At 72.7% G+C, this 21001-nt stretch carries 20 protein-coding genes and 2 riboswitches; of the genes, 7 read left to right on the top strand and 13 right to left on the bottom strand.

Features of this window, described 5'->3' with window-relative positions:
* Positions 1–166 precede the first annotated feature (166 nt).
* The 7 genes from IEZ08_RS08940 to IEZ08_RS08910 form a co-directional block, all read right to left on the bottom strand.
* A complete protein-coding gene (locus tag IEZ08_RS08940) occupies positions 167–1543 on the bottom strand; it encodes an L-serine ammonia-lyase (protein ID WP_068921712.1) in 1377 nt (458 codons plus the stop codon).
* Positions 1544–1619: 76 nt separating this feature from the next.
* Positions 1620–2009: a glycine cleavage system protein GcvH gene (gene gcvH / locus IEZ08_RS08935; RefSeq protein ID WP_068921713.1), complete on the bottom strand. Its 390-nt coding sequence runs from the start codon at positions 2007–2009 to the stop codon at positions 1620–1622.
* Positions 2006–3097, bottom strand: coding sequence for a glycine cleavage system aminomethyltransferase GcvT (gene gcvT, locus IEZ08_RS08930; RefSeq protein ID WP_068921714.1), 1092 nt, complete (start codon positions 3095–3097; stop codon positions 2006–2008). The genes gcvH and gcvT overlap by 4 nt, the downstream gene beginning before the upstream one ends.
* 33 nt (positions 3098–3130) lie before the next feature.
* A riboswitch (glycine riboswitch) is annotated at positions 3131–3227 on the bottom strand.
* A riboswitch (glycine riboswitch) is annotated at positions 3228–3326 on the bottom strand.
* Between the two features lie 88 nt (positions 3327–3414).
* Complete coding sequence (locus tag IEZ08_RS08925; RefSeq protein WP_068921715.1) at positions 3415–4110, bottom strand: gamma-glutamyl-gamma-aminobutyrate hydrolase family protein; 696 nt, start codon at positions 4108–4110, stop codon at positions 3415–3417.
* Positions 4111–4136: 26 nt separating this feature from the next.
* A complete protein-coding gene (locus IEZ08_RS08920; protein ID WP_068921716.1) occupies positions 4137–4901 on the bottom strand; it encodes a 3-oxoacyl-ACP reductase in 765 nt (254 codons plus the stop codon).
* Positions 4902–4907: 6 nt separating this feature from the next.
* On the bottom strand, positions 4908–6251 hold the full coding sequence (locus IEZ08_RS08915; protein WP_068921717.1) for an aldehyde dehydrogenase family protein: 1344 nt from the start codon (positions 6249–6251) through the stop codon (positions 4908–4910).
* Between the two features lie 2 nt (positions 6252–6253).
* Positions 6254–7597, bottom strand: a complete 1344-nt coding sequence (locus tag IEZ08_RS08910) for a glutamine synthetase family protein (protein WP_229803002.1) — start codon at positions 7595–7597, stop codon at positions 6254–6256.
* 63 nt (positions 7598–7660) lie between these two features.
* On the opposite strand from IEZ08_RS08910, the gene IEZ08_RS08905 reads away from it, so the two are divergent.
* The 4 genes from IEZ08_RS08905 to IEZ08_RS08890 all read left to right on the top strand — a co-directional run bounded on the left by IEZ08_RS08905 (position 7661) and on the right by IEZ08_RS08890 (position 10414).
* The gene (locus IEZ08_RS08905; protein ID WP_068928445.1) at positions 7661–8470 is read left to right on the top strand and encodes a FadR/GntR family transcriptional regulator; all 810 of its coding nucleotides are present in this window, start codon (positions 7661–7663) and stop codon (positions 8468–8470) included.
* A 79-nt stretch (positions 8471–8549) separates the two neighbouring features.
* Positions 8550–9329 (top strand): hypothetical protein, encoded by a 780-nt coding sequence (locus IEZ08_RS08900; RefSeq protein WP_068921719.1) that lies wholly within the window; start codon positions 8550–8552, stop codon positions 9327–9329.
* A 49-nt stretch (positions 9330–9378) separates the two neighbouring features.
* Positions 9379–10071 carry a nucleotidyl transferase AbiEii/AbiGii toxin family protein gene (locus IEZ08_RS08895; RefSeq protein WP_068921720.1) on the top strand — a complete coding sequence of 231 codons (693 nt, stop codon included), beginning with the start codon at positions 9379–9381 and terminating at the stop codon, positions 10069–10071.
* A 139-nt stretch (positions 10072–10210) separates the two neighbouring features.
* Entirely contained in the window at positions 10211–10414 is a 204-nt protein-coding gene (locus tag IEZ08_RS08890; protein WP_068921721.1) for a hypothetical protein, read from the top strand.
* A gap of 17 nt (positions 10415–10431) precedes the next feature.
* Here IEZ08_RS08890 and IEZ08_RS08885 read toward each other — a convergent pair whose 3' ends face one another.
* The 3 genes from IEZ08_RS08885 to IEZ08_RS08875 are packed head-to-tail and all read right to left on the bottom strand — an operon-like array spanning position 10432 to position 13290.
* Positions 10432–11208: an ABC transporter ATP-binding protein gene (locus IEZ08_RS08885; protein ID WP_068921722.1), complete on the bottom strand. Its 777-nt coding sequence runs from the start codon at positions 11206–11208 to the stop codon at positions 10432–10434.
* On the bottom strand, positions 11205–12257 hold the full coding sequence (locus tag IEZ08_RS08880) for a FecCD family ABC transporter permease (RefSeq protein ID WP_229803001.1): 1053 nt from the start codon (positions 12255–12257) through the stop codon (positions 11205–11207). The genes IEZ08_RS08885 and IEZ08_RS08880 overlap by 4 nt, the downstream gene beginning before the upstream one ends.
* A 7-nt stretch (positions 12258–12264) precedes the next feature.
* Positions 12265–13290, bottom strand: coding sequence for an ABC transporter substrate-binding protein (locus IEZ08_RS08875; protein WP_189241983.1), 1026 nt, complete (start codon positions 13288–13290; stop codon positions 12265–12267).
* 186 nt (positions 13291–13476) lie between these two features.
* Here IEZ08_RS08875 and IEZ08_RS08870 point away from each other — a divergent pair, with 186 nt between their 5' ends.
* Positions 13477–14757, top strand: coding sequence for an MFS transporter (locus IEZ08_RS08870; protein WP_229803000.1), 1281 nt, complete (start codon positions 13477–13479; stop codon positions 14755–14757).
* Here the strand turns inward: IEZ08_RS08870 and IEZ08_RS08865 are convergent.
* The 3 genes from IEZ08_RS08865 to IEZ08_RS08855 all read right to left on the bottom strand — a co-directional run bounded on the left by IEZ08_RS08865 (position 14741) and on the right by IEZ08_RS08855 (position 19217).
* The gene (locus IEZ08_RS08865) at positions 14741–16342 is read right to left on the bottom strand and encodes a nickel/cobalt transporter (protein ID WP_203863304.1); all 1602 of its coding nucleotides are present in this window, start codon (positions 16340–16342) and stop codon (positions 14741–14743) included. The two genes, IEZ08_RS08870 and IEZ08_RS08865, sit on opposite strands and share 17 nt — an antisense overlap.
* An 89-nt stretch (positions 16343–16431) precedes the next feature.
* Positions 16432–17736, bottom strand: a complete 1305-nt coding sequence (locus IEZ08_RS08860; protein ID WP_189241981.1) for a tetratricopeptide repeat protein — start codon at positions 17734–17736, stop codon at positions 16432–16434.
* A gap of 98 nt (positions 17737–17834) precedes the next feature.
* On the bottom strand, positions 17835–19217 hold the full coding sequence (locus tag IEZ08_RS08855; RefSeq protein WP_203863305.1) for a DUF4331 domain-containing protein: 1383 nt from the start codon (positions 19215–19217) through the stop codon (positions 17835–17837).
* Positions 19218–19478: 261 nt separating this feature from the next.
* On the opposite strand from IEZ08_RS08855, the gene IEZ08_RS39410 reads away from it, so the two are divergent.
* Both IEZ08_RS39410 and IEZ08_RS08850 read left to right on the top strand, forming a co-directional pair.
* Complete coding sequence (locus IEZ08_RS39410; protein ID WP_229802999.1) at positions 19479–19727, top strand: acyl carrier protein; 249 nt, start codon at positions 19479–19481, stop codon at positions 19725–19727.
* A complete protein-coding gene (locus tag IEZ08_RS08850) occupies positions 19724–20983 on the top strand; it encodes a beta-ketoacyl-[acyl-carrier-protein] synthase family protein (RefSeq protein WP_229802998.1) in 1260 nt (419 codons plus the stop codon). The genes IEZ08_RS39410 and IEZ08_RS08850 overlap by 4 nt, the downstream gene beginning before the upstream one ends.
* Positions 20984–21001: the final 18 nt, after the last annotated feature.

Here is a 21001-nt window from a genome sequence, read left to right as displayed (position 1 = left end):
CGAGACCTCCTGACCTTCCTGAACAAGTCACAAACGATAACGGCAGGAGCGTGTGCTCTTGCACGGGATCGTGGACTTTCATAGGGGGTGTTATGGAACCGCCGGCCCGGGATCAACGCTCCGCGCCGGCGGTCCGGGATCAGCGCTCCGAGCCGGTGGTCCGGGGTCAGCACTCGATGACGTTGACGGCCAGGCCGCCGCGGCTCGTCTCCTTGTACTTGTCCAGCATGTCGCGGCCGGTGTCACGCATCGTCTTGATCGCCTTGTCGAGCGAGACGAAGTGGCGGCCGTCGCCGCGCAGCGCCATCCGGGCGGCGGTGACGGCCTTGACCGAGGCCACCGCGTTGCGCTCGATGCACGGGATCTGCACCAGGCCGCCGATCGGATCGCAGGTCAGCCCCAGATTGTGCTCGATGCCGATCTCGGCGGCGTTCTCCACCTGCTCGGGGGTGCCGCCCAGCACCTCGGTGAGCCCGGCGGCGGCCATCGAGCAGGCCGAGCCGACCTCGCCCTGGCAGCCGACCTCGGCGCCGGAGATGGAGGCGTTCTCCTTGAACAGCACGCCGACCGCCCCGGCGGTCAGCAGGAAGCGGACCACGCCGTCGTCGTCGGCGCTGCGGACGAACCGGTCGTAGTAGGTGAGCACGGCCGGGATGATGCCCGCCGCGCCGTTGGTGGGAGCGGTGACGATCCGGCCGCCGGCGGCGTTCTCCTCGTTGACGGCGATGGCGAACAGCGAGATCCAGTCCACGATCTGCAGGGAGTCCTTCTCCGGGGCCTCGGCCTGCAGCTGACGGTGGAGCTGGTGGGCGCGCCTGCGCACCTTCAGCCCGCCGGGGAGCACGCCCTCCTTGGTGATCCCGCGGCTCACGCACTCCGACATGACCTGCCACAGGTGCAGCAGCCCGGCGCGGATCTCGGCCTCGGTACGGCCGAAGGCCCGCTCGTTCTCCAGCATCAGCCCGGAGATCGACAGACCCGTCTCGCGGCAGTGGGCGAGCAGTTCGGCGGCGGTGGTGAAGGGGTACGGCAGGACGGTGTCGTCGGCCTTGATCCGGTCGGCGCCGGTGGCGTTCTCGTCCACGATGAAGCCGCCGCCGACCGAGTAGTAGACCTTCTGCCGCAGAACCTCCCCCGCCTCGTCGAAGGCGGTGAAGCGCATGCCGTTCGGGTGGCCGGGGAGGGACTCCTTGCGCTCGAAGACGAGGTCCTCGCCGACGACGAAGGGGATCTCGCGGGAGCCGTACAGCTGGACGGTCCCGGAGGCCTTCATGGCGGCCAGCCGTTCCTCCACGCTGTCGACGTCGACGAGCTCGGGCTTCTCGCCGGACAGGCCCAGCAGGACGGCCTTGTCGCTGCCGTGGCCCTTGCCGGTGAGGCCGAGCGAGCCGTACAGGATCACCTCGACCCGGGCGGTCTTGTCCAGCAGCCCGTCGTGGTCGAGGTTCCGGGCGAACTTGTGGGCGGCGGCCATCGGCCCGCCGGTGTGCGAGCTGGAGGGGCCGATGCCGACCTTGAAGAGATCGAAGACACTGATCGCCATTGATCCGGTCCTTAGGTCGCCGTGGCCGTGCGTGCCGGATGGCGGCCCGCACGGTCACGGCACAAGAGGGGAAATATCAGGACTCGCCGGAGGTGAGCGCGGCGTACTCCTCGGGGGAGAGCAGGTCGTCGGCGTCGCCCTCCAGGCGGACGCGGAACAACCAGCCCTCGCCGTACGGGTCGCCGTTGACCAGCGACGGGTCGTCCACGACGGCCGCGTTGACCTCGACGACCTCACCGCCGACGGGCGCGTAGATGTCGCTCACCGACTTGGTCGACTCGACCTCGCCGACCGAGTCGCCGGCGGCGATCGCCGTGCCGACCTCGGGGAGCTGCACGTAGACCACGTCACCGAGCGCGTCGGCGGCGTAGGCCGTGATGCCCACGGTGAGGGTCAGGCCGTCGTCGACGCCCGCCACCCACTCGTGCTCCTTGGTGTAGTGCAGCTCGTCAGGGATGCTGGTCATTTCTTCCTCCGATAGAAAGGCAGGTCGACGACCTCGACCGGCTCGTGGCTACCCCGGATGTCCACGGCCAGACCTCCGGTCAGGCCAGTGTCCACATACGCCATCGCGATGGGCTTACCCAGCGACTGGGAAGGCGCCCCGCTGGTGACCTCGCCGACGACCGCGCCGTCGCCCGCGACCACCACCGGGTAGCCGTGCCGGGGCACCCGGCGCCCGGTCGCGACCAGGCCCACCAGACGGCGGGACGGCGGGACGTCCTTGAGCGGCTCCAGGGCGGCCCGGCCGACGAAGTCGCCCGGTTTGTCAAACCTCACCACACGGCCCAGTCCCGCGTCGAACGGGGTCAGGGCCGCCGACAGCTCGTTGCCGTAGAGCGGCATGCCGGCCTCCAGGCGGAGCGTGTCGCGCGCCGACAGCCCGGCGGGGCGCAGGCCGTACGGCTCGCCCGCCGCGGTGAGCGCGGCCCACAGCGGCTCGGCGTCGTCGCATCCGACGAACAGTTCGAAGCCGTCCTCGCCGGTGTAGCCGGTGCGGGCGACGAGCGCCGGGCGCCCGGCGACGGTGGCGGGCAGTCCCGCGTAGTACCTCAGGCCGTCGAGGTCGGCGTCGGTGAGCGTGGCGAGGATCTCCTGCGAGCGCGGGCCCTGGACCGCGATCAGCGCGTACCGGTCCGAGCGGTCGTCCACGGCCGCGTCGAACGCCTCGGCGCGCTCGGTGAGCCGGGCGGCGACCATGGGGTAGTTGGAGGCGTTGGCGACGACCATGAACTCCTCGGGCGCGAGGCGGTAGACGATCAGGTCGTCCAGCACGCCGCCCTCGGCGTTCACGATCATCGTGTAGCGGGCGCGGCCCGGCTCCAGCGCGGAGATGTGGCCGACGAGCGCGTAGTCGAGAGCCTCGGCGGCCTGCGGGCCGGTCACGAAGATCTCCCCCATGTGGGACAGGTCGAACAGGCCCGCCGCCTGGCGGACCGCGTTGTGCTCGGCGGACTCGCTGCCGTAGCGCAGCGGCATCAGCCAGCCCGCGAAGTCGGTCAGCGTCGCGCCGAGGGTCTCATGGACGCCGCGCAGGGGTGTGGGTCGGGACATGTTCGCACCTCAGACAAGGGTCGGATGAGAGCATCCTCCCCCTCTGTCATGGTTGCCTGAGAGCTTCGCCCGGTTTTTACCCGGACTTTCACCTTCGGCGAGGCCTCAGGGGCCTGCTTTCCAGAGGGCACCTACCCGCACGGTCCTTTGCCTTGAGAGGTTCGCGGGGAGGGCTTGCTCCTTCAGGGGTCCTGGGCTGGGTGTCAGGACGCTCTCCCGCGCGGGGTTCATCGGTGTCGCAGCCAGCCTAACGGCCCGGACCCGCTGAGCGAAATCCCTCCGGCGGGTGGCCCGCCCGTGTCCCGGCGGGGCCGGGGTCAGCGGCGGACGTGGTCGACCAGCGCGGCGAACAGGGCGCACTCGTCGTCGGCCTCCGGGTGCCACTGCACCCCCAGGGCGAAGGGGTGGCCCGCCAGCTCCGCGGCCTCGGCCGTGCCGTCCTCGGCGCGGGCGGTCACGGTCAGGCCCTCGCCCGGCCGGGCGATCGCCTGGTGGTGGTAGTGGGCCACGTCCGCGGTCCCGGCGCCGAGGATCCCGGCCACCCGGCTGCCGGGCGTGAGCCGTACCGGCATGCGGCCGAAGCGGCCCGGGGCGGGGGCGTGGTCGCCGTGCCCCACCACGTCGGGCACGTGCTGGTGCAGGGTGCCGCCCAGGACGGTGTTGAGGACCTGCAGGCCCCGGCAGACGCCGAGGAAGGGCAGGCCCGCGTCGAGGGCGGCGCGGACCAGCCCCAGCTCCGCGTCGTCACGGAATCCCCGGACGTAGCCGGTCCGCTCGTGGGGCGGCTCGCCGTACCGCGCCGGATCGATGTCGCCGCCCCCGGCCACGATCAGCCCGTCCAGGCGCCCGACCAGGCCGGCCGGGTCGCCCGCCGGGGGCAGGATCACCGGCTGCCCGCCCGCGCGGACCACGTGCTCGACGTAGCCGTACGGCAGCAGCGCCGCCGTCGTCTCCCAGACGGTGAAACGCGCCGGCTCGACGTAGCAGGTGACGCCGATGACGGGACGGGACATGCCGGCTCCTCCAGGCCTGCGGGGTTCTACAGCGGGGTGACGTAGGCGCCGGAGATGCCGCCGTCCACCAGGAACTCCGAGCCGGTGATGAAACTGGCGTCGTCGGAGGCCAGGAACGCCACCGCGGCGGCGATCTCGGAGGCCTCGGCGAAGCGGCCGATCGGGATGTGCACCAGGCGGCGCTGGGCCCGCTCGGGGTCCTTGGCGAACAGCTCCTGCAGCAGCGGCGTGTTCACCGGCCCCGGGCACAGCGCGTTGACCCGGATGCCCTCCCGGGCGAACTGCACGCCCAGCTCCCGCGACATCGCCAGCACCCCGCCCTTGGAGGCGGTGTAGGAGATCTGGGAGGTCGCCGAGCCCATCACCGCCACGAACGACGCCGTGTTGACGATCGACCCCTTGCCCTGCCGCTGCATGTACGGGATCACGTGCTTGCAGCACAGGTAGACGCTGGTCAGGTTGACCTCCTGGACCCGGCGCCAGGCGTCGATGCCGGTCTCCAGGATCGAGTCGTCGTCCGGCGGGGAGATGCCCGCGTTGTTGAAGGCGACGTCCACGCTGCCGTAGGTGTCGAACGCCGTCCGGTACATCCGGGCGACGTCGTCCTCGCTGGTGACGTCCGCCCTCACGAACAGCCCGCCCACCTCGGCGGCGGCCTTGGCCCCGGCCGTCTCGTCGATGTCCGCGCACACCACCCGGGCGCCCTCCTGGGCGAAGCGGTGCGCGGTGGCCAGGCCGATCCCGCTGCCCGCGCCGGTGATCACGGCAACCCGGTCCTGCAGACGCTGCATAGCCCCTCACTCCTCCGAAATGAAGACGTTCTTGGTCTCGGTGAACGCGGCCAGCGCGTCGGGGCCCAGCTCGCGGCCGAGGCCCGACTGCTTGAACCCGCCGAACGGGGTCCAGTAACGCACCGACGAGTGGGAGTTCACGCTCAGGTTGCCCGCCTCGACGGCCCGCGCCACCCGCAGCGCCCGCCCGACGTCGCGGGTCCAGATCGACCCGCTCAGGCCGTAGCGGGTGTCGTTGGCGATCCGTACGGCCTCCGCCTCCCCGTCGAACGGCGCCACCGACACCACCGGCCCGAAGATCTCCTCGGTGAAGGCCGGGTCGGTCACCTCCGGGGTGAGCACCGTCGCCGGGAACCAGAAGCCCGGCCCGGACGGGCACGAACCCTGCAGGTGCGGCGTGCCGGTGACGAAGGAGGCCACCCGGTCCCGGTGCGCGGCGCTGATCAGCGGGCCCATCTCGACGGACTCGTCGAGCGGGTCGCCGACCCGCACGCCGAGCACCGCCGCCGAGAGCCGCTCCATGAACTCGTCGTAGACGGAACGCTCCACCAGCACCCGCGAGCGCGCGCAGCAGTCCTGGCCCGCGTTGTCGAAGACCGCGTAGGGCGCGGTGGCGGCGGCCCTGGCGATGTCGGCGTCGGCGAAGACGATGTTGGCGCTCTTGCCGCCCAGCTCCAGCGTGAGCCGCTTGACCTGCCCGGCGCACGTCGCGGCGATCCGCTTGCCGACCTCGGTCGAGCCGGTGAACACGATCTTCGCCACGTCCGGGTGTTCCACCAGCCGGGCGCCCGCCGTCTCACCCTCGCCCGGGACCACCTGGAGCACCCCTTCGGGCAGGCCCGCCGAAAGGGCCAGCTCGGCCAGGCGCAGCGCGGTCAGCGGCGTCTGCTCGGCGGGCTTGACGACCACCGTGTTGCCCGCCGCCAGCGCCGGGGCGACCCCCCAGGTCATGATGACCATCGGGAAGTTCCACGGCACGATCACCCCGACCACGCCCAGAGGCTCGGCGAACGTCACGTCCAGCCCGCCGGGCACCGGGATCTGCTTGCCGTGGTTGCGCTCCGGCGCGCCGGCGTAGAAGTCCAGCACGTCGCGGACGTTGCCCGCCTCCCAGCGGGCGTTGCCGATCGTGTGCCCGGCGCCCGCGACCTCCAGGGCGGCCAGCTCGCCGGCGTGGGCGTCCACCAGCGCCGCGAACCGGCGCAGCAGCCGGGCGCGGTCGCCCGGGGCGACGGCGCGCCAGGCGGGGAACGCGACCCTGGCCCGCTCCACCGCGCGGTCCACCTCGTCGGCGCCGGCGAGCTCCACCTCGGCGACGACCTCCTCGGTCGCCGGATTGATGATCTTCATGCTCACATCCGTTCGAATCCCCGGAACAGCTCCCAGTCGGTGACCGCCGCCTCGAAGGCGGTCAGCTCGACCCGGGCGTTGTTGGCGTAGTGCGCCACGACGTCCTCGCCGAAGGCCGCCTGGGCGATCTCCGAGCCCTCCCACAGCTCCAGCGCGTCGCGCAGGGTGTGCGGGACGGTGTCCGCGCCCGAGTCGTAGGCGTTGCCGGTGCACGCCTCCGGAAGCTCCAGCCCGCTCTCGACGCCGTGCAGCCCGGCGGCGATCATCGCCGCGACCGCGAGGTAGGGGTTGACGTCGCCGCCGGGCACCCGGTTCTCGATCCGCAGCGACGGCCCGTGCCCGACCAGGCGCATCGCGCAGGTCCGGTTGTCCACGCCCCACTTGACCGCGGTGGGGGCGAAGCTGCCCGGCACGTACCGCTTGTAGGAGTTGACGTTCGGGGCGTTCATCAGGGTCAGCTCGCGCAGGCCGGCCAGCTGCCCGGCGATGAAGCGCCGCCCGGTCTCGGAGAGCCCGTGCGGGCCGTCCCCGGCCATGACCGGCTCACCCTCCGGGGTCCGCAGGGACAGGTGGATGTGGCAGGAGTTGCCCTCCCGTTGGTTCGGCTTGGCCATGAAGGTGAGCGACATGCCCTCCTGGGCGGCGATCTCCTTGGCGCCGTTCTTGTAGACGGCGTGGTTGTCGCAGGTGGCCAGCGCCTCGGTGAAGCGGAAGGCGATCTCGTGCTGGCCGAGGTTGCACTCGCCCTTGGCCGACTCGACGTACATCCCGGCGCCTTCCATGCCGAGCCGGATGCGGCGCAGCAGCGGCTCGACCCGGGCGGTGCCGAGCAGGGAGTAGTCGACGTTGTAGAGGTTGGCCGGGGTGAGATCCCGGTAGGCCCGGCGCCAGGCGTCCTCGTAGGTGTCGTTGTAGACGACGAACTCCAGCTCGGTGCCGACGAACGCCCGCCAGCCCCGCTCCCGCAGCCGGGCGAGCTGCCCGAGCAGGACCTGCCGGGGCGAGACGGCCACGTCCGTGCCGTCCTCCCACACCAGGTCGGCCATGAGCATGGCCGTACCTTCCTGCCAGGGCACTCTGCGCAGGGTGGACAGGTCGGGCCGCATCACGAAGTCTCCGTACCCCTGATCCCACGACGACATGGCGTAGCCGGCCACCGTGTTCATGTCCACGTCCACCGCGAGCAGGTAGCTGCAGCCCTCCGCGGCGTGCTCGGCCACCTCCTCCAGGAAGTAACGGGCCGCCAGCCGCTTGCCCTGGAGCCGCCCCTGCATGTCGGCGACCGCCAGCAGCACCGTGTCGATCCGCCCCGCCGCCACCTCGTCCCGAAGCTCGCTGAGGTCCACGCGCCCTCCTCGCCGGAGTGTTATTGGGCTAATGTCAGACCATTGATGTGCACGAAGGTCGGCATGTCAATAGCGGAGGGGAAATTGGGCGAGTCGCCGCGACTGACGACCGTGCTGCGGCCGGTGCGGGCGGGCAACGCCTTCGAGGAGACCGTGGAACGGCTGCTCCAGGCCATCAAGCTCGGGATCGTCGGCGAGAAGCTGCCGCCCGAGCGCGAGCTCGCCGCGCGGCTGGGCATCAGCCGCGTCACCCTGCGCGAGGCGATCCGCGCCCTGCAGGAGGCGGGCTACCTCGACGTACGGCGCGGCAGGTACGGCGGCGCGTTCGTCACCTACGCCCCGCCGGAGCCGGGCAGCGAGGATCTGCGCAGGGCCGTGGCCGACATGGGCACCGGCGAGCTGACCGACGCCCTCACCTTCCGGATGGCCGTCGAGTGCGGCGCGGCCCGGGTGCTGGCCGCCACCGCGCTGGCCGGAGAGCTGGGCGAGGAGCGGCGCGGCGAGCTCCGCCGCCGCCTGGCGGAGGTGAACGCCGCGGGCCCGGACGACTACCGCCGCCTGGACACCGCCTTCCACCTGTGCATCGCCGAGCTGACCGGCTCGCCCCTGCTGGCCACCGCCTGCGCCGACGCCCGGCTCCGGGTCACCGACCTGCTCAACGCCATTCCGATCCTGCAGCGCAACATCGAGCACGCCGCCGCGCAGCACGAGGCGATCGTGGCCGCGGTCCTGGCCGGCGACCCCGACGCCGCCGCCCGCGCGGTGGCCGAGCACCTGGAGGGCACGGCCGCGCTCCTGCGCGGCTTCCTCGCCCAGCCGTCCCGCCCGGCCGTACTGACCACGGAGGCCGGCCACGGGGCGCCACGCGGGTGAGGGCTTTCCGCGCGCCATCCGGGCGTGCGCCCCCGCATGCCACCCGATCACCGGGGTTCCTCGCATAGTCTCGACGGACATGGGGGAATGGTTTCAGCAGCGCATCATGGAGACGGGACGGCTACCGCTGTTCTGCTTCTTCGTCGCGCTGATCCTCGCCTTCGTCTTCACCCGCATCAACGTCCGGCTCATCCGCGCCAGGATCGGCTGGTTCCGCAACGTCAACATCGGTGAGATGCACATCCACCACGTGGTGTTCGGCGTGGTGCTGCTCCTGCTCGCCGGGGTGGCGGGCCTGCTGGTCTCGGGTGTCTCGCAGACCTGGTACGCCGTGACGGCCGCCGTCTTCGGCGTCGGCGCGGCGCTGGTCCTCGACGAGTTCGCGCTGATCCTGCACCTGCACGACGTCTACTGGGAGGAGGAGGGCCGCACCTCGGTCGACGCGGTGTTCGTCGCGATCGCGGTCACCGGCCTGCTCCTGCTCGGCCTGCGCCCGCTGGGCTGGGAGGACTCCGACGGCACCGCGGAGGGCACCTGGCTGACGGTCGGCCTGATCGTGGCCAACCTGCTGCTCGCGGTCGTCACCCTGCTCAAGGGCAAGATCTGGACCGGGCTGGTCGGCCTTTTCGTCCCGGTCCTGCTGATCCCCGGGGCGATCCGGCTGGCCCGCCCGGGTTCACCCTGGGCCCACTGGTTCTTCGCCCCCGGCTCCCGCCGTCCCCGGCCCGGCAAGATGGTCCGCGCCGTACGCAGGGAGAAGCGCTGGCGCCGTCCGGTGATCCAAGCCAAGATCGCCTTCCAGGAGTTCGTCTCCGGCCGCCACGACCTGCCCTCCACCCGGTTGCGCTCCCGTCAGTAGCGATCTATGCGTCCCTGATATATCCAGGCCTGGTGGGCATACTTGGGGTGTGACGGACTTCCCCCCGTTCCAAGAGCGAGTTCTGCAGATCGCGCTGCCGGTCTGCGAGCGATTCGGGCTGGCGCTGGCGGGCGGCCACGCCATGAGGATGCACGGTCTGACCGATCGGCCGAGTGAGGACCTCGACTTCGCGACGGCGGCCGAGACGCCGCTGCCGCAGGTCGCGGACGGGCTGGCCGAGACCTTCCGGCGGGCCGGGCTGGAGGCCGCCGTGCGGGAGGTGACGCCCCGCCTGGGCCGCCTGATCGTCACCGAGCCGGTGACCGGGCAGCGCTGCGAACTCGGCCTGCTGCGGGAGGCCCTGCAGCAGGGGTCCGTGACCGTGGGGGAACTGCCGGTCATCGGGCTGGACGACCTCGTCGGGCTCAAGATGCGGGCCCTGCACGAGCGCAGTCTCGCCCGCGACGTCATCGACGTCGCCGCGGTCTCGGAGCTGTACGGCTTCCGCGAGTTGGAACGCCTCGCCCGCCTGCACAACGAGGAGTTCTCCATCGCGGAGCTGGTGATGCGCCTGGAGTTCGTCGATCTCATCGCCGACGAGGAGTTCGAGGCCTACGGCCTGGACGAGGAGCGGATCAGGGAGATCCGCCTGTTCGCCACCGCGTGGGTGGAGGACATCAAGCTCCGCCGGGCCGACGAGGGCGACGCCGAGTACGACTCCGACGTTCCCGAGCTCGACTGACCTTCCCGGGGTCGACTGATGCGGCCCGAGCTCGGCTGACGGCTGCCGGGGCCGGGTGGGGACCCATTGGTCACATTCTGTGTATGACAGGTCTATTTTCGGGCAGATGATGTTCCATCCTGACGAAAGGACGGAACCGATGAGCCTCATGGAGAAATTTAATCTGCGTGAGCTGAAGGCCCGGGCCAAGCGCCAGATGGGGCACCGGATCGGGGACCGCCGCCTGGCCGCCGAGGGGCGGACCGAGGAGGCGGAGGCGAAACTGCTCAAGACCCAGGACGAGATCCTGGAGGCCGTGGCCGAGATGCGCCGCGAGTACGGTCTCCGCCGCCGCCTCCGCTGAGCTCCGGAGCCGCCGCTTCAGGCCGGATCCCGCGCCACCCCCCGGCAGGCGACGGTGAGGTTGCCCAGGCCGTCGTGCCCCGTCTCGGCGTCGATCCCGAAGACGTCCCGCAGCCGGCCCGGGGTGAGCACGGCCCGGGGCGGGCCGGACGCGACGAGCGAGCCGCGGTGCATCAGGACGAGCCGGTCGCAGTACCGGGCGGCCAGGGACAGATCGTGCAGCGCGACGAGGACGGTCTGCTCCGTCCCGGCCAGCAGGTCCATCAGCTCGTACTGGTGCCGTACGTCCAGGTGGTTGGTGGGCTCGTCCAGCAGGATGCACCGGGGCTGCTGGGCCAGGGCGCGCGCGATGTGCGCGCGCTGGCGCTCCCCTCCCGACAGCGTCCTCCATCCCCGGGTCCGCAGCCCGGTGAGCCCGAGCCGGGCGAGCGCCGCGTCGACGATCGCCCGGTCGGCGCGGTCCGGCCCCCTCCAGCGGCTCCTGAACGGCATCCGGCCCAGCGCGACGACGTCGCCCAGCCGGAGATCGGTCTCCGACTCGGTGGCCTGCTCCACGAAGGCGGTGTGCCGGGCGATCCGGCGGGCGCTCCAGCCCCGGATGTCCCGCCCGTCGTACCGGACGGTCCCGGCCGAGGCCGTTCTCACGCCCGCGACGCAGCGCAGCAGGGACGACTTGCCGGAGCCGTTGGGGCCGATCAGGCCGACGGTCTCGCCGGAGCCGATCTCCAGATCGACGTTCCTGACGATGTCCCCGCCCGGGACGGACCAGCTCAGGTTCTCCACCGTGATCCTCACAGCTCACCTCGCCGGCGCAGGACGAGCAGGAACAGCGGGACGCCGAGCAGGGCGGTGAACACCCCGACCGGCACCTCCTGGGGCGAGAACGCGACCCGTGCCAGCGTGTCGGCCCACATCAGGAAGATCGCGCCCACCAGCGCCGTGAACGGCAGCAGGACCCGGTGGAGCGGGCCGACCAGGAACCGCACGCCGTGCGGGACGATCAGGCCGACGAACCCGATGGCCCCCACGGAGGCCACGGCCGTCGAGGTCAGCAGTGCGGTGGTGACCAGCAGGACCAGCCGCGTCGCCCGTACGTCGACGCCCAGGGAGGCCGCGGTGTCCGCGCCGAAGGAGAACCCGTCGAGCGCGGGCGCGCACGCCTGCACCACGACTGCCCCCACCGCGCCCGCGACGGCGCACGCGGCCACCGCGTCCCAGCGGGCCGAGGCCATCGAGCCGAGGAGCCAGTGCGTGATCGCCCGCGTGGTGTCGGCGTCCCCGGAGGTCATCAGGACCAGCGAGGTGAGGGCGGTGAAGAGCTGCCCCACCACCACCCCCGTCAGCACGATCCGGGAGGAGTCCAGGCCGGTACGGCGCAGCAGGAGCATCAGCAGACCGAACGAGACGAGGGCGCCGGCGAACGCCCCGCCGGCCAGACCCACCGATCCCGCGCCCACGCTGAGCACGGCCACGGCCACGGCGCCGGCCGAGGCGCCGGAGGACACGCCCAGCAGGTAGGGGTCGGCGAGGGAGTTGCGGGTCACCGCCTGCAACGCCGCTCCGCAGACCGCCAGGGACGCCCCGACCAGCGCGGCGAGGAGGACGCGCGGCAGCCGCAGGTCCCAGACGAGGGAGTCGATCAGCGGCGGGAGCGGCTCGGCCGCCAGGCCCAGCCGCCGCCCCAGCGCGGCGGCGAGGTCGGCGTAACCGACGTCGCCGCTGCCGACGCGCACGCAGACGGCCGCGGACCCGGCCAGGGCCGCGCCGCCGAGGAGGAACAGCGCCGCCGCGGAGACCCCGGAGACCCCGGAGACCCCGGAGACCCCGGAGACCCCGGAACGCACGGCCGGACTACCGGACACGGCCGAGCCGCCTCAGTCCGTCGGCGACGAGCCGCAGGGTGTCGACGGTGCGCACCGACGGGTCCATCTCGATCCCGGGGACCTCGATGAGGCGGTTCTCCCGTACCGCGGTCAGCTCGGCCGCCAGCGGGTTCTCCCGCATCATCGCGATCTTCTCCTCGGCGGAGTCCCCGGGCCTGCCGCGTTCCGACAGGTCGCCGATCACGATGACGTCGGGGTCCCTCCTGGCGACCTCCTCCCAGGACACCTCCGGCCACAGCTCGTCGACGTCGTCGAAGGCGTTCTCGGCCCCGAGAAGCTCGCTCATCGCGCTGGGCATGCCCCCGTCGCCCGCGACGTACGGGACGCCGTTGAACATCGAGTACAGCCAGAGGATCGACGGCCTGCCGGTCGCCTCCTTCCTGGAGGCCGCCGCCGCCTCGACCGCGGCCCGCTGCTCCGCGATGAGCGCGGCGGCCCGCTCCTCGGCCCGGAAGATCCGTCCCAGGTTCTCGTAGTCCTGGAACAGCAGGTCGAACGGGGTCAGGCCGTTCTCCGCCAGGTCCGGGCAGTCCACCGCGCTCACGTAGGTCGGCAGGCCCGCGCGGTGGAGCTCCTCCCGGGTGCCGGCCCGGTCCTTGGTGAAGAGGGAGGCGAACGGGGAGACGGCCAGGTCGGGAGTGGCGGCCCGGAGCTGCTCGGAGGTGATGATCTTGGGGTTGAGCACCGGGATCCTCTCGTACGCCGCCCGGTACCGCGGCGGGATCTCCGTCTTGAGGTTGGACGTCCCGGCCATCCGATCCTGCAGGCCGAGGGCGAGCAGGAGCTCGGTCGACGACTGCTCCAGGGTGACGGCCCGGGACGGAGGCCGCTGGAAGGAGAGCTCCTGGCCGCAGCTCGTCACCGTCACCACCTGCTGCGCGGGCGAGCCGCCGGAGGACGGGCCGGAGGACGGGACGGTCTCGGCGGGGGCCGCGCAACCCGTGACCGTCAAGGCCAGGACGAACGCGGCACCGAGGCGGGTGCGGGGGGACATGGGCTGCCTCCGGGGATGGTGCGACGGAACCTGTGCTGTTTTTGCATCGATAACCGTTTTCGTTATCGTGCCCTGGCACCTTACATGAGATCGACGACCAGCCACGGCTGTGACCCCGCGCCGGCTCCGCGTCCCGGAACGGCATCACGCGGGAACGGCCGCAGCCATACAGAGGAGCAGCACCCCGTGACCACGACACCGGTGCCGGAGACGTCCGGCACCCCATCCGGCCCCCGGTCCGTCCTGCGCGACCCGGCGTTCCTGCGACTGTGGACGGCCGCCACGGCCTCGGGCCTGGCCACCTGGGCACTGCCGTTCGTTCTCGGGCTCGCGGTGCTCGACCGGGCTCTCACGCCCGCCGGCCTCGGCCTCGCGCTCGCCGCCCGCACGGCCGGATTCCTCGCCGCCGTCCCCGTCGGCGGCGTGCTGGCCGACCGGCACCCGCGCCGGGTGGTCGTCCTGTGGGCCGGGCTGGCCGCGGCGCTGGCCACGCCGCTGATCGCCGCGGGTCTGGGCCGGTCCGCGCTGCTGATGTGCGGGGCCGCCGCCGTGGTGGGGGCGGGGCAGGGGGCCTGCCGGCCCGCGTTCCAGGCGCTCACCGCCGAGGTGGTCGACGCCTCGCGCAGGCAGCGGGCCAACGCGGCGATGACGCTCGCCGTACGGATCACCACCCTGGTCGCGCCGGGGCTGACCGCCCTGCTGGCCATGGTCTTCGACACGAGGACGCTGCTGCTGGTCACCGGGCTGCTCTGGCTGCCGGCGGCGCTGCTGCCCCCGGCTCCCCCGGCGGGGGACTCCCCGGCAGGACCGGCAGCCCCGGCCGGTCCCCGGACCTCGTTCCTCACCGAGTTCGCCGACGGCGTGCGCGAGGCGCGCAGGCACCCCTGGTTCATGGCCGGCCTGGCCGCGCTCACCGCCGTCATCGCCACCGGCTACTCCGCCACGGGCGTCGCCCTTCCCCTGGTGAGCCGGGACCGGTACGGCACCGAGGCGGTCCTGGCCGGGGCCACCACCGCTTACGTCGCGGGCGCGCTGGCCGGTGCTCTGATCATCGCGCGCCTGCGGCCCCGGGCCCAGGGCTGGGCCGCGCTCGCCGGGCTGGCCTGCTACGGCTTCGCGCCGCTCAGCCTGCTGCTGCCGGTGCACCCGCTCGTGGTGGCGGGCGCCTACCTCATCGCCGGCCTGGGGATCGAGTTGTTCAACGTCCCGTGGTTCACCGCGACGCAGCGCGAGGTCGACCCGGGCCTGCTGGCCCGGGTCTCCTCGCTCGACTTCCTGCTGTCCTACGGGCTCGCGCCGGTCGGGCTCGTGCTCATCGCCCCGGCGATGGACCTCTTCGGGTGGCCGGCCGTGCTCGGCGCCTGCGCGCTGGTCTGCTTCCTCGCCCCCGCGGCGGCGGCCCTGGCTCCCGGCGCGCGCGGATTCTCCCGGCGGCCGGACACGGCCGCGGTCACGCCGCGCCGGTGAGACCCCGCAGGGCGAGACCGAGACCCAGCAGGACCACGACCAGGGCGGTGCCGACCGGGGCCAGGGCCGACGCGCGGGCCACGAGGCCGTGGCCCGCGCCCGCGAACCGGTCGAGCCGCCCCGCGAGCTTGACCAGGAGCAGACCGGTGGCCGTGAGAGTGGCCGCCATGCCCAGGCCGTAGGCGAGGACGAGCGCGACCCCGAACCAGGTCCGCCCGAGCGCGATCGCGCCGAGCAGGACGACGAGCGCCGAAGGGCTCGGGACCAGGCCGCCGGCGATCCCCATTCCCACCAGCCCGCGCCGCGACCCCGCAGGGACGGACATATGCCCGTGCCCGTGCCCGTGGCCGTGGCCGGGCGTCTCTCCGGTACGGCGGGCGCGCCAGGCGGTCCGCAGGAGCCGGGCGCCGACGGCGGTGATCAGCAGGCCGCTGGCCACGCCGAGCCAGCCGAGCACGGACTCCCCGGTGAGGAATGAGAAGGCGCTCAGCAGCAGGCCCACCACCAGGACCCCCAGGGTGTGGGTGGCGGTCACGGTGGCGCCGACGACCAGGGCGTCCCTCGGACGGCCGCGCCGTCCGGCCAGGTAGGCCGCCATGATGGTCTTGCCGTGCCCGGGGATGAGCGCGTGCCCGGCGCCGAGGACCACGGCGATGCCCACCGCGAGCAGGCCGAGCGGGACCGTCAGCGACCCGGTGCCGACCAGGCCGGTGAACGCGCGGTCCAGCCGGGCGAGGGCGCCGCCGATCGGCCCTGCGGAGATCAGGGGGGAAACGGCCGGGACGGATCCGGTTCCGGCGCCGGTTCCCGTGCCGGCGTCACCACCGAATCCGCCCCCGGCCGTGTTCCCTGTCCCGCTCCCGGTCCCGGGGCCCGTCCCATTCCCGGTCCCGGGCCTGATGACCAGCCGCGCCGTACGCTGGTCGAGCGGGCCGGCCAGCAGGTCGTCGGGGTAGTTCCGGAGTTCCCCGCTCACGCTCGTCCCGGGTACGGAGGACTCGGCCAGCCGCACCCCGCCGCCCGCGACCGCGGTGATCTCCCGCCAGCCCAGCCGGTCGGGCAGGAAGCCGTCCTCGAACCCCACCGTCCCGGACGCGGTCACGGTCGCGGCCAGGGAGCAGGTCAGGCGGCTGGTCTCCAGCCCGCCCTCGCCCGGCTCGTGGGCGAACGCCGAGGAGGCGACCCGCCAGGCGACCGCCGTCCCGTCCACGGTCAGCCACTGCGCGGCGGCCAGTTCCCCGCAGCGGGCGGCGCCGTACGCCGACCGCTCCCGCGGTGAGACCGTCCCCGACCGGTCGGTGTCCACCGCGGCTCTGGCCTGCAGGGTGGGCAGCTCGGCGCTGTCGACGACGGCGAGGTTCTCCACCCGGTCCGGGGTGACCTTCAGGCCGTTGTAGTGGTTGACGGTGAACCTGCCCAGCGGGTGCGCGGTGACTCCGGTGACTCCGGTGGTCTCCATGACCGGGGCGGGCGCGGACGCAGAGGCGGGGGCGGGGGCGGCCGTCAGCGCGAGCGTCGCGCACAGGGCCGCGAGGCCGGAGGCGGCCGAGGCGGCCGCCAGGCGGAGCGTCGTTCGGGAGATCATGCGAACCTCGGGTCGTTCGGGGAGCCGGGGGACGGAGCAGGGGACGGGACCGGGGGAACCTCGCCTGCCCGGGACCGGGAGCGGGAAGGTCAGGAGAACCTGGCCAGCGCGGGCAGGCGAGGAGAGAAGGCGGGATTGGCCCTGCGGGCCTCGGCGGCGGACCTCCCGGCCCGCCCGGTGAGGCCCACGGCGCGCTCGATCTCGGCGCGGTGGTGCAGCAGGAGGGCGTTGCGCCAGCCGGTCGCGGTGGCCTTCCGCGCGTACGGCAGAGCCTCCTCGCTGCGGCCGTCCCGGTGCAGCGCCCAGGCCAGGGCGTCGGCGGCGACCAGGTTGGGGTTGCGGGCGTACTCGGCCCGGGCGTGCGAGACGGCCTTGGCGGGGGAGCCGTGGTCCGCCTCGTACTCGGCCCAGGTCAGGTCGTCCCGCACCCCCGCGCCCGTCATCAGGTCCCGCTGCGCCCGCAGCAGCGTCCACTGGCCGGACGGGTCCCCGCCCGAGGCGCGGATCACCTCGGCGTACTCGATCACGTACTGGGGCAGCGGGAGCCGTTCGACCACGGTCGCGTACAGGTCGAGGGCCTCGGCCGTCCGGCCGCCGAACGCGGCGGCCCGGGCGGTGCCGGCCAGGGCCGGGGCGAACCCGGGGGTCGCCCGCAGCGCCAGGCGGTACTGCTCCGACGCGCCGGCCAGGTCGCCGGAGTGCAGGGCGAGCTCGCCCAGGGCGTAGTGGCAGTAGGCGATGTCGTCGGGGGAGAAGGCGTCGCCGAGGGCGCGCTCCAGCATGCGGCGGGCCCCGGCGCGGTCGCCCCGGAGCTCGGCGGCGTAGGCGGCCCGGGTGAAGGACGCGACGCCGGGCCGCAGCCCCATCATCCGGTCGATCGCCCGCTCCGCCTCGTCGTACCGGCCGAGCTGGGTGTAGGCGTCGGCCAGCACCGCCTGGGCGCCGGGACCGTGGGGATTGGCCTCGGCCGACAGCCGCGCCAGCCGTACCGCCTCGGTGAAGTCGTGACGGCCGGCGGCGAGGGCGGCCTGGCCGGTCAGCGCGGCGAAGTTGCCCGGGTTCAGCGCGATGGAGCGGGCCAGCGCCTGCTCGGCCTTCGGGTAGGAGGACGGGTCGGCGGTGATGCGCGCCTGCTGGACGTAGGCGGCGCCGAGGCTCGCCCAGGCCTGGTCGTCCCCGGGCAGGCGGCGCAGCCGGCCGGTCAGCGCGTCGATCGTCTCCCGCACCGAGGCGGCCGAGCCCGGGACCTCGCCGGATACGCCGGAGACCGGCCCGCGGGCGAGGGCGACCGCCGGGGGGGACGGCGGCTGCTCGCCGGGGAGCAGCGCGGCCCCCGCGGTGAGCGCCCCGGCCAGCGCCAGGACGGCGATCCCCGCCTTGGTGGAAGTCTTCACAGTGGCTCCCTGGACAGTGGCTCCCTGGACAGTGGCTCCCCTGGGCAGTGGCTGCCCTGACCGGGGACGGAACCCGTCCGGGTCCCGCCCCCGCAGGGTCAGTTCTGGTTGACCGAGACGTTGCCGGGCAGCGGGATGTAGGGGAACGTCCCGCCGGTCCGCTTGTCGTTGGCGTCCACCTTGTCCCCGGCGGCCAGCGCGTCGACGAGCTTGCCGCTCTGGGCCGCGCCCGCCACCACCTGCAGGGAGATGTCGACCGTGTCGTCGATGAAACGGCGGCCGTTGGGGTAGCCCTGCGGGTCGCCGCCGATCACGCCGAGGCGGTTGGGGTCCTTGCTGACCGGGGTGGACATGTTCAGCCGCAGCATCTCCGACAGACGCAGCTTGCCCGCGTCCTTGTTGAGGGTCTGCGAGTTGAGGTCCGCCTTGATCGGGCCGTTGTCCTTGGTGATGCCGGACAGGAAGATCTGGACCAGGTCGTTGCGCGGGGTCGCGGGCGCCTTGATCCCGTAGATGGACTGCAGCAGTCGGGCCAGCTCGGGGTCGGTGACGCGGTTGACGACCGCCGGGATGCCGGCGTCCTTGTCCGGGCTGAGCGAGTTGAAGGTGTCCTTCAGCCCGGCCGGCATCACGAGCTCGTTGACCAGCGGCGACGCCAGGCGGGAGACCTGGACGAAGCCGTTCGGGCCCCGCTTGTCCACGGTGGACCAGACGCCGATGACCGGGTTGCGCCTGGAGTCGCCCTTGAGCGCGACCTCGTCCTTGGGCAGCTGGAGGCCCAGCGTGTGGACGTTGTAGCCCTTGAGCGTGTCCTGCCCGACCTCGGACAGGTCACCGCCGTACAGCAGGTCGAAGACGCGCAGATCGAGGAAGAACGACTCGTCCGACTGCCCGGCGAACGCCTTGCCGCCGCCCTTGAGGCCGACGACGGCCTGAGAGCGCAGGGTGCCGTAGTCGGGCATGGACGCGCGGCCGACGTTGCTCGGAGCCACGGTCCCGTTGGAGACGAGTGTCTCCGACCCGCTGGGAGTGATCTTCGTGAGCGTGTAGCGCTGCTTGAACAGCAGGTTCTCGTCGTTCAGCGAAGTGACGGGACCGTTGTTGTAGAGGAATGTGGTGTTTCCGCGCCTGTCGACGTTCTGGAAACGCCACTGATAGGTGATTTCGGGCTTTGCGTCACCATTGCTATCGATCTTGATGTTGTATCGGGAATTGGTGTCGAACTGGTAGAAGTTCGGACCGCCGTTCGGCTCCTCGAAGGGGATGAAGTTCGCCATCAACGTCACCGTGTCGGGCTTGTCGGGACTGGTGAAGGCGTAGACGTCGGTGTTGTCGTTGCGGGGGTCTCCTGAGGTCATCGGAGCCTCGCGGTGCGAGGATGCCGTGCCGGTGTCGGGCTTGAGCAGGGTGAACGAGGAGGCGGCGAGCGCTCCCGCGATGCCCAGGCCGACCAGGGTGCGCCGGTTGATCCGGAGCTCCATGTCGTGCATCCTTTCGGCTGCCGGCCACAGGGGGTGACCGGGCTCGGGATGGGAGAGGAAGGATCCGGCCGGATTCCTCGACGTCTTGTTCGCCGCCGGAGCGCCGTTGGATGGCGCGACTTTCGGGCCGGCGGAATCATCGAAAAATGAGCGGAACTCCGATTAATTGCGCACCCAGGCCATAGACAGAACATGTGTCTGGAGGGCATAGTCCGTGGGACTGCAGGGGCGCGAGTGGACCGATCTATCCAGGGTGGGCGAATGACAAGCCTCGATTCAGCCACGTCCGTCGTTCAGTCGGCGATCGCCGAGGTGCTCAGCGTGCCGAGCGATCAGGTGAAGCCCAGCGCCACCATCGCCGATCATCAGCTCGACAGCCTCGAATGGGTCGAGATCGCCGTCATCATCGAGGAGAGGCTGGGCATCCAGCTCGCACCCGCGGACTTCGCCGGAGCCAAGACCGTGGCGGATGTGGCAGGCATCCTCCACAGCGCCCTGGCGACGAGGTGAGGCGCGGACAGGAGGCGGGCGGCGCGGGGGCGCGGGAGGGGACACGGGTCGTCGTCACCGGGCTCGGCGTCAAGAGCCCGGCGGGCAACACCGCCGGCGAGGCCTTCACCACGGTGCTCGCGGGCAAGTCGCTCGCCGTCCCGATCCCCGGCCTGGCCGGAGGGCCGGTCCCCATCGGCTGCCCGCTGGCCCCCTTCGAACCGCTCGACTACTTCACCGGCCGGGAACTGCGCACCCTCGACCGCACCGCCGCCATCGGACTGGCCGCCGCGATCGACGCCGTCACCGACGCGGGGGATGTGCCCGCGGAGGGCTGCGGCGTCTATCTCGGCACCGGCGGCGGCGGGTTCTCCACGCTGGAGAACCTCATCGTGGGGCACACGCTCGGCCGGGAGAAGGTGCCCGTGCACGCCGTACCGACGCTGATGTCCAGCTCCACGGCCGCCCGCATCGCCATCCGGTACGGCTACCGCGGCCCGTGCCTGACCTTCAACACGGCCTGCGCGAGCGGTGCCACCGCGATCGGCGAGGCGCTGCGCGCGATCCGCGCGGGAACGGTCGGCGCCGCCGTCGCCGGAGGGCTGGACGCGTTGTTGTCCCCGCTGGTCATGGAGGCGTTCGCCAAGGTAGGCGCGTTGTCGGCGCGGGTGGACGCGCCCGGGGAGGCCTCGCGCCCGTTCGACGCGGAACGCGACGGCTTCGTCATGGGGGAGGGGGCGGCCTTCATGGTCCTGGAGCGCGCCGACCTCGCCGAGGCCCGGGGCGCACGCGTCTACGGTGAGGTGAGCGGCTACGCGGCCAACTGCGACGCCAGCCACATCGTCGCGCCGCTGCGCGACGGCTCCGTCACGGCCGCCTGCATGCGCGCCGCCCTGGCCGACGCCGGGCTGACCCCGGCGGACGTCGGCCACGTCAACGCGCACGGGACCTCCACCCCGCACAACGACGACGCCGAGGCCCTGGCCCTGCGCGACTGCTTCGCCGACCGGCCGGGGGGCCGCACGCCCCCGGTGACCTCGACCAAGGGCGTGACCGGCCACCTGGTCGGCGGGGCGGGCGCGCTGGAGGCCGTCATCGCCCTGCTCTCGGCCCGCGAGTGCCTCGTCCCGCCGACCGCGAACTTCACCTCGGGCCCGGCCGCCGACCTGATCGACCTCGTCCACGGGGCCCCGCGCGCCGTGCCGCCGGCCCCCGCGCTGTCCAACTCCTTCGGCTTCGGCGGCAGCAACGCCTGCCTGGTCCTCACGCCCGCCTGACTTCCACCCGGTCTCCCG

Origin of the sequence: Planobispora rosea, from assembly GCF_014648175.1 — a bacterium.
GTDB lineage: Bacteria > Actinomycetota > Actinomycetes > Streptosporangiales > Streptosporangiaceae > Planobispora > Planobispora rosea.
This window is presented reverse-complemented; position numbering and strand designations above follow the sequence as displayed.

Coding starts and splice junctions, on each gene's coding strand:
- IEZ08_RS08940 (WP_068921712.1), bottom strand. CDS start 1,543: ATGGCGATCAGTGTCTTCGATCTCTTCAAGGTCGGCATCGGCCCCTCC.
- gcvH (WP_068921713.1), bottom strand. CDS start 2,009: ATGACCAGCATCCCTGACGAGCTGCACTACACCAAGGAGCACGAGTGG.
- gcvT (WP_068921714.1), bottom strand. CDS start 3,097: ATGTCCCGACCCACACCCCTGCGCGGCGTCCATGAGACCCTCGGCGCG.
- IEZ08_RS08925 (WP_068921715.1), bottom strand. CDS start 4,110: ATGTCCCGTCCCGTCATCGGCGTCACCTGCTACGTCGAGCCGGCGCGT.
- IEZ08_RS08920 (WP_068921716.1), bottom strand. CDS start 4,901: ATGCAGCGTCTGCAGGACCGGGTTGCCGTGATCACCGGCGCGGGCAGC.
- IEZ08_RS08915 (WP_068921717.1), bottom strand. CDS start 6,251: ATGAAGATCATCAATCCGGCGACCGAGGAGGTCGTCGCCGAGGTGGAG.
- IEZ08_RS08905 (WP_068928445.1), top strand. CDS start 7,661: ATGTCAATAGCGGAGGGGAAATTGGGCGAGTCGCCGCGACTGACGACC.
- IEZ08_RS08900 (WP_068921719.1), top strand. CDS start 8,550: ATGGGGGAATGGTTTCAGCAGCGCATCATGGAGACGGGACGGCTACCG.
- IEZ08_RS08890 (WP_068921721.1), top strand. CDS start 10,211: ATGAGCCTCATGGAGAAATTTAATCTGCGTGAGCTGAAGGCCCGGGCC.
- IEZ08_RS08875 (WP_189241983.1), bottom strand. CDS start 13,290: ATGTCCCCCCGCACCCGCCTCGGTGCCGCGTTCGTCCTGGCCTTGACG.
- IEZ08_RS08865 (WP_203863304.1), bottom strand. CDS start 16,342: ATGATCTCCCGAACGACGCTCCGCCTGGCGGCCGCCTCGGCCGCCTCC.
- IEZ08_RS08855 (WP_203863305.1), bottom strand. CDS start 19,217: ATGGAGCTCCGGATCAACCGGCGCACCCTGGTCGGCCTGGGCATCGCG.
- IEZ08_RS39410 (WP_229802999.1), top strand. CDS start 19,479: ATGACAAGCCTCGATTCAGCCACGTCCGTCGTTCAGTCGGCGATCGCC.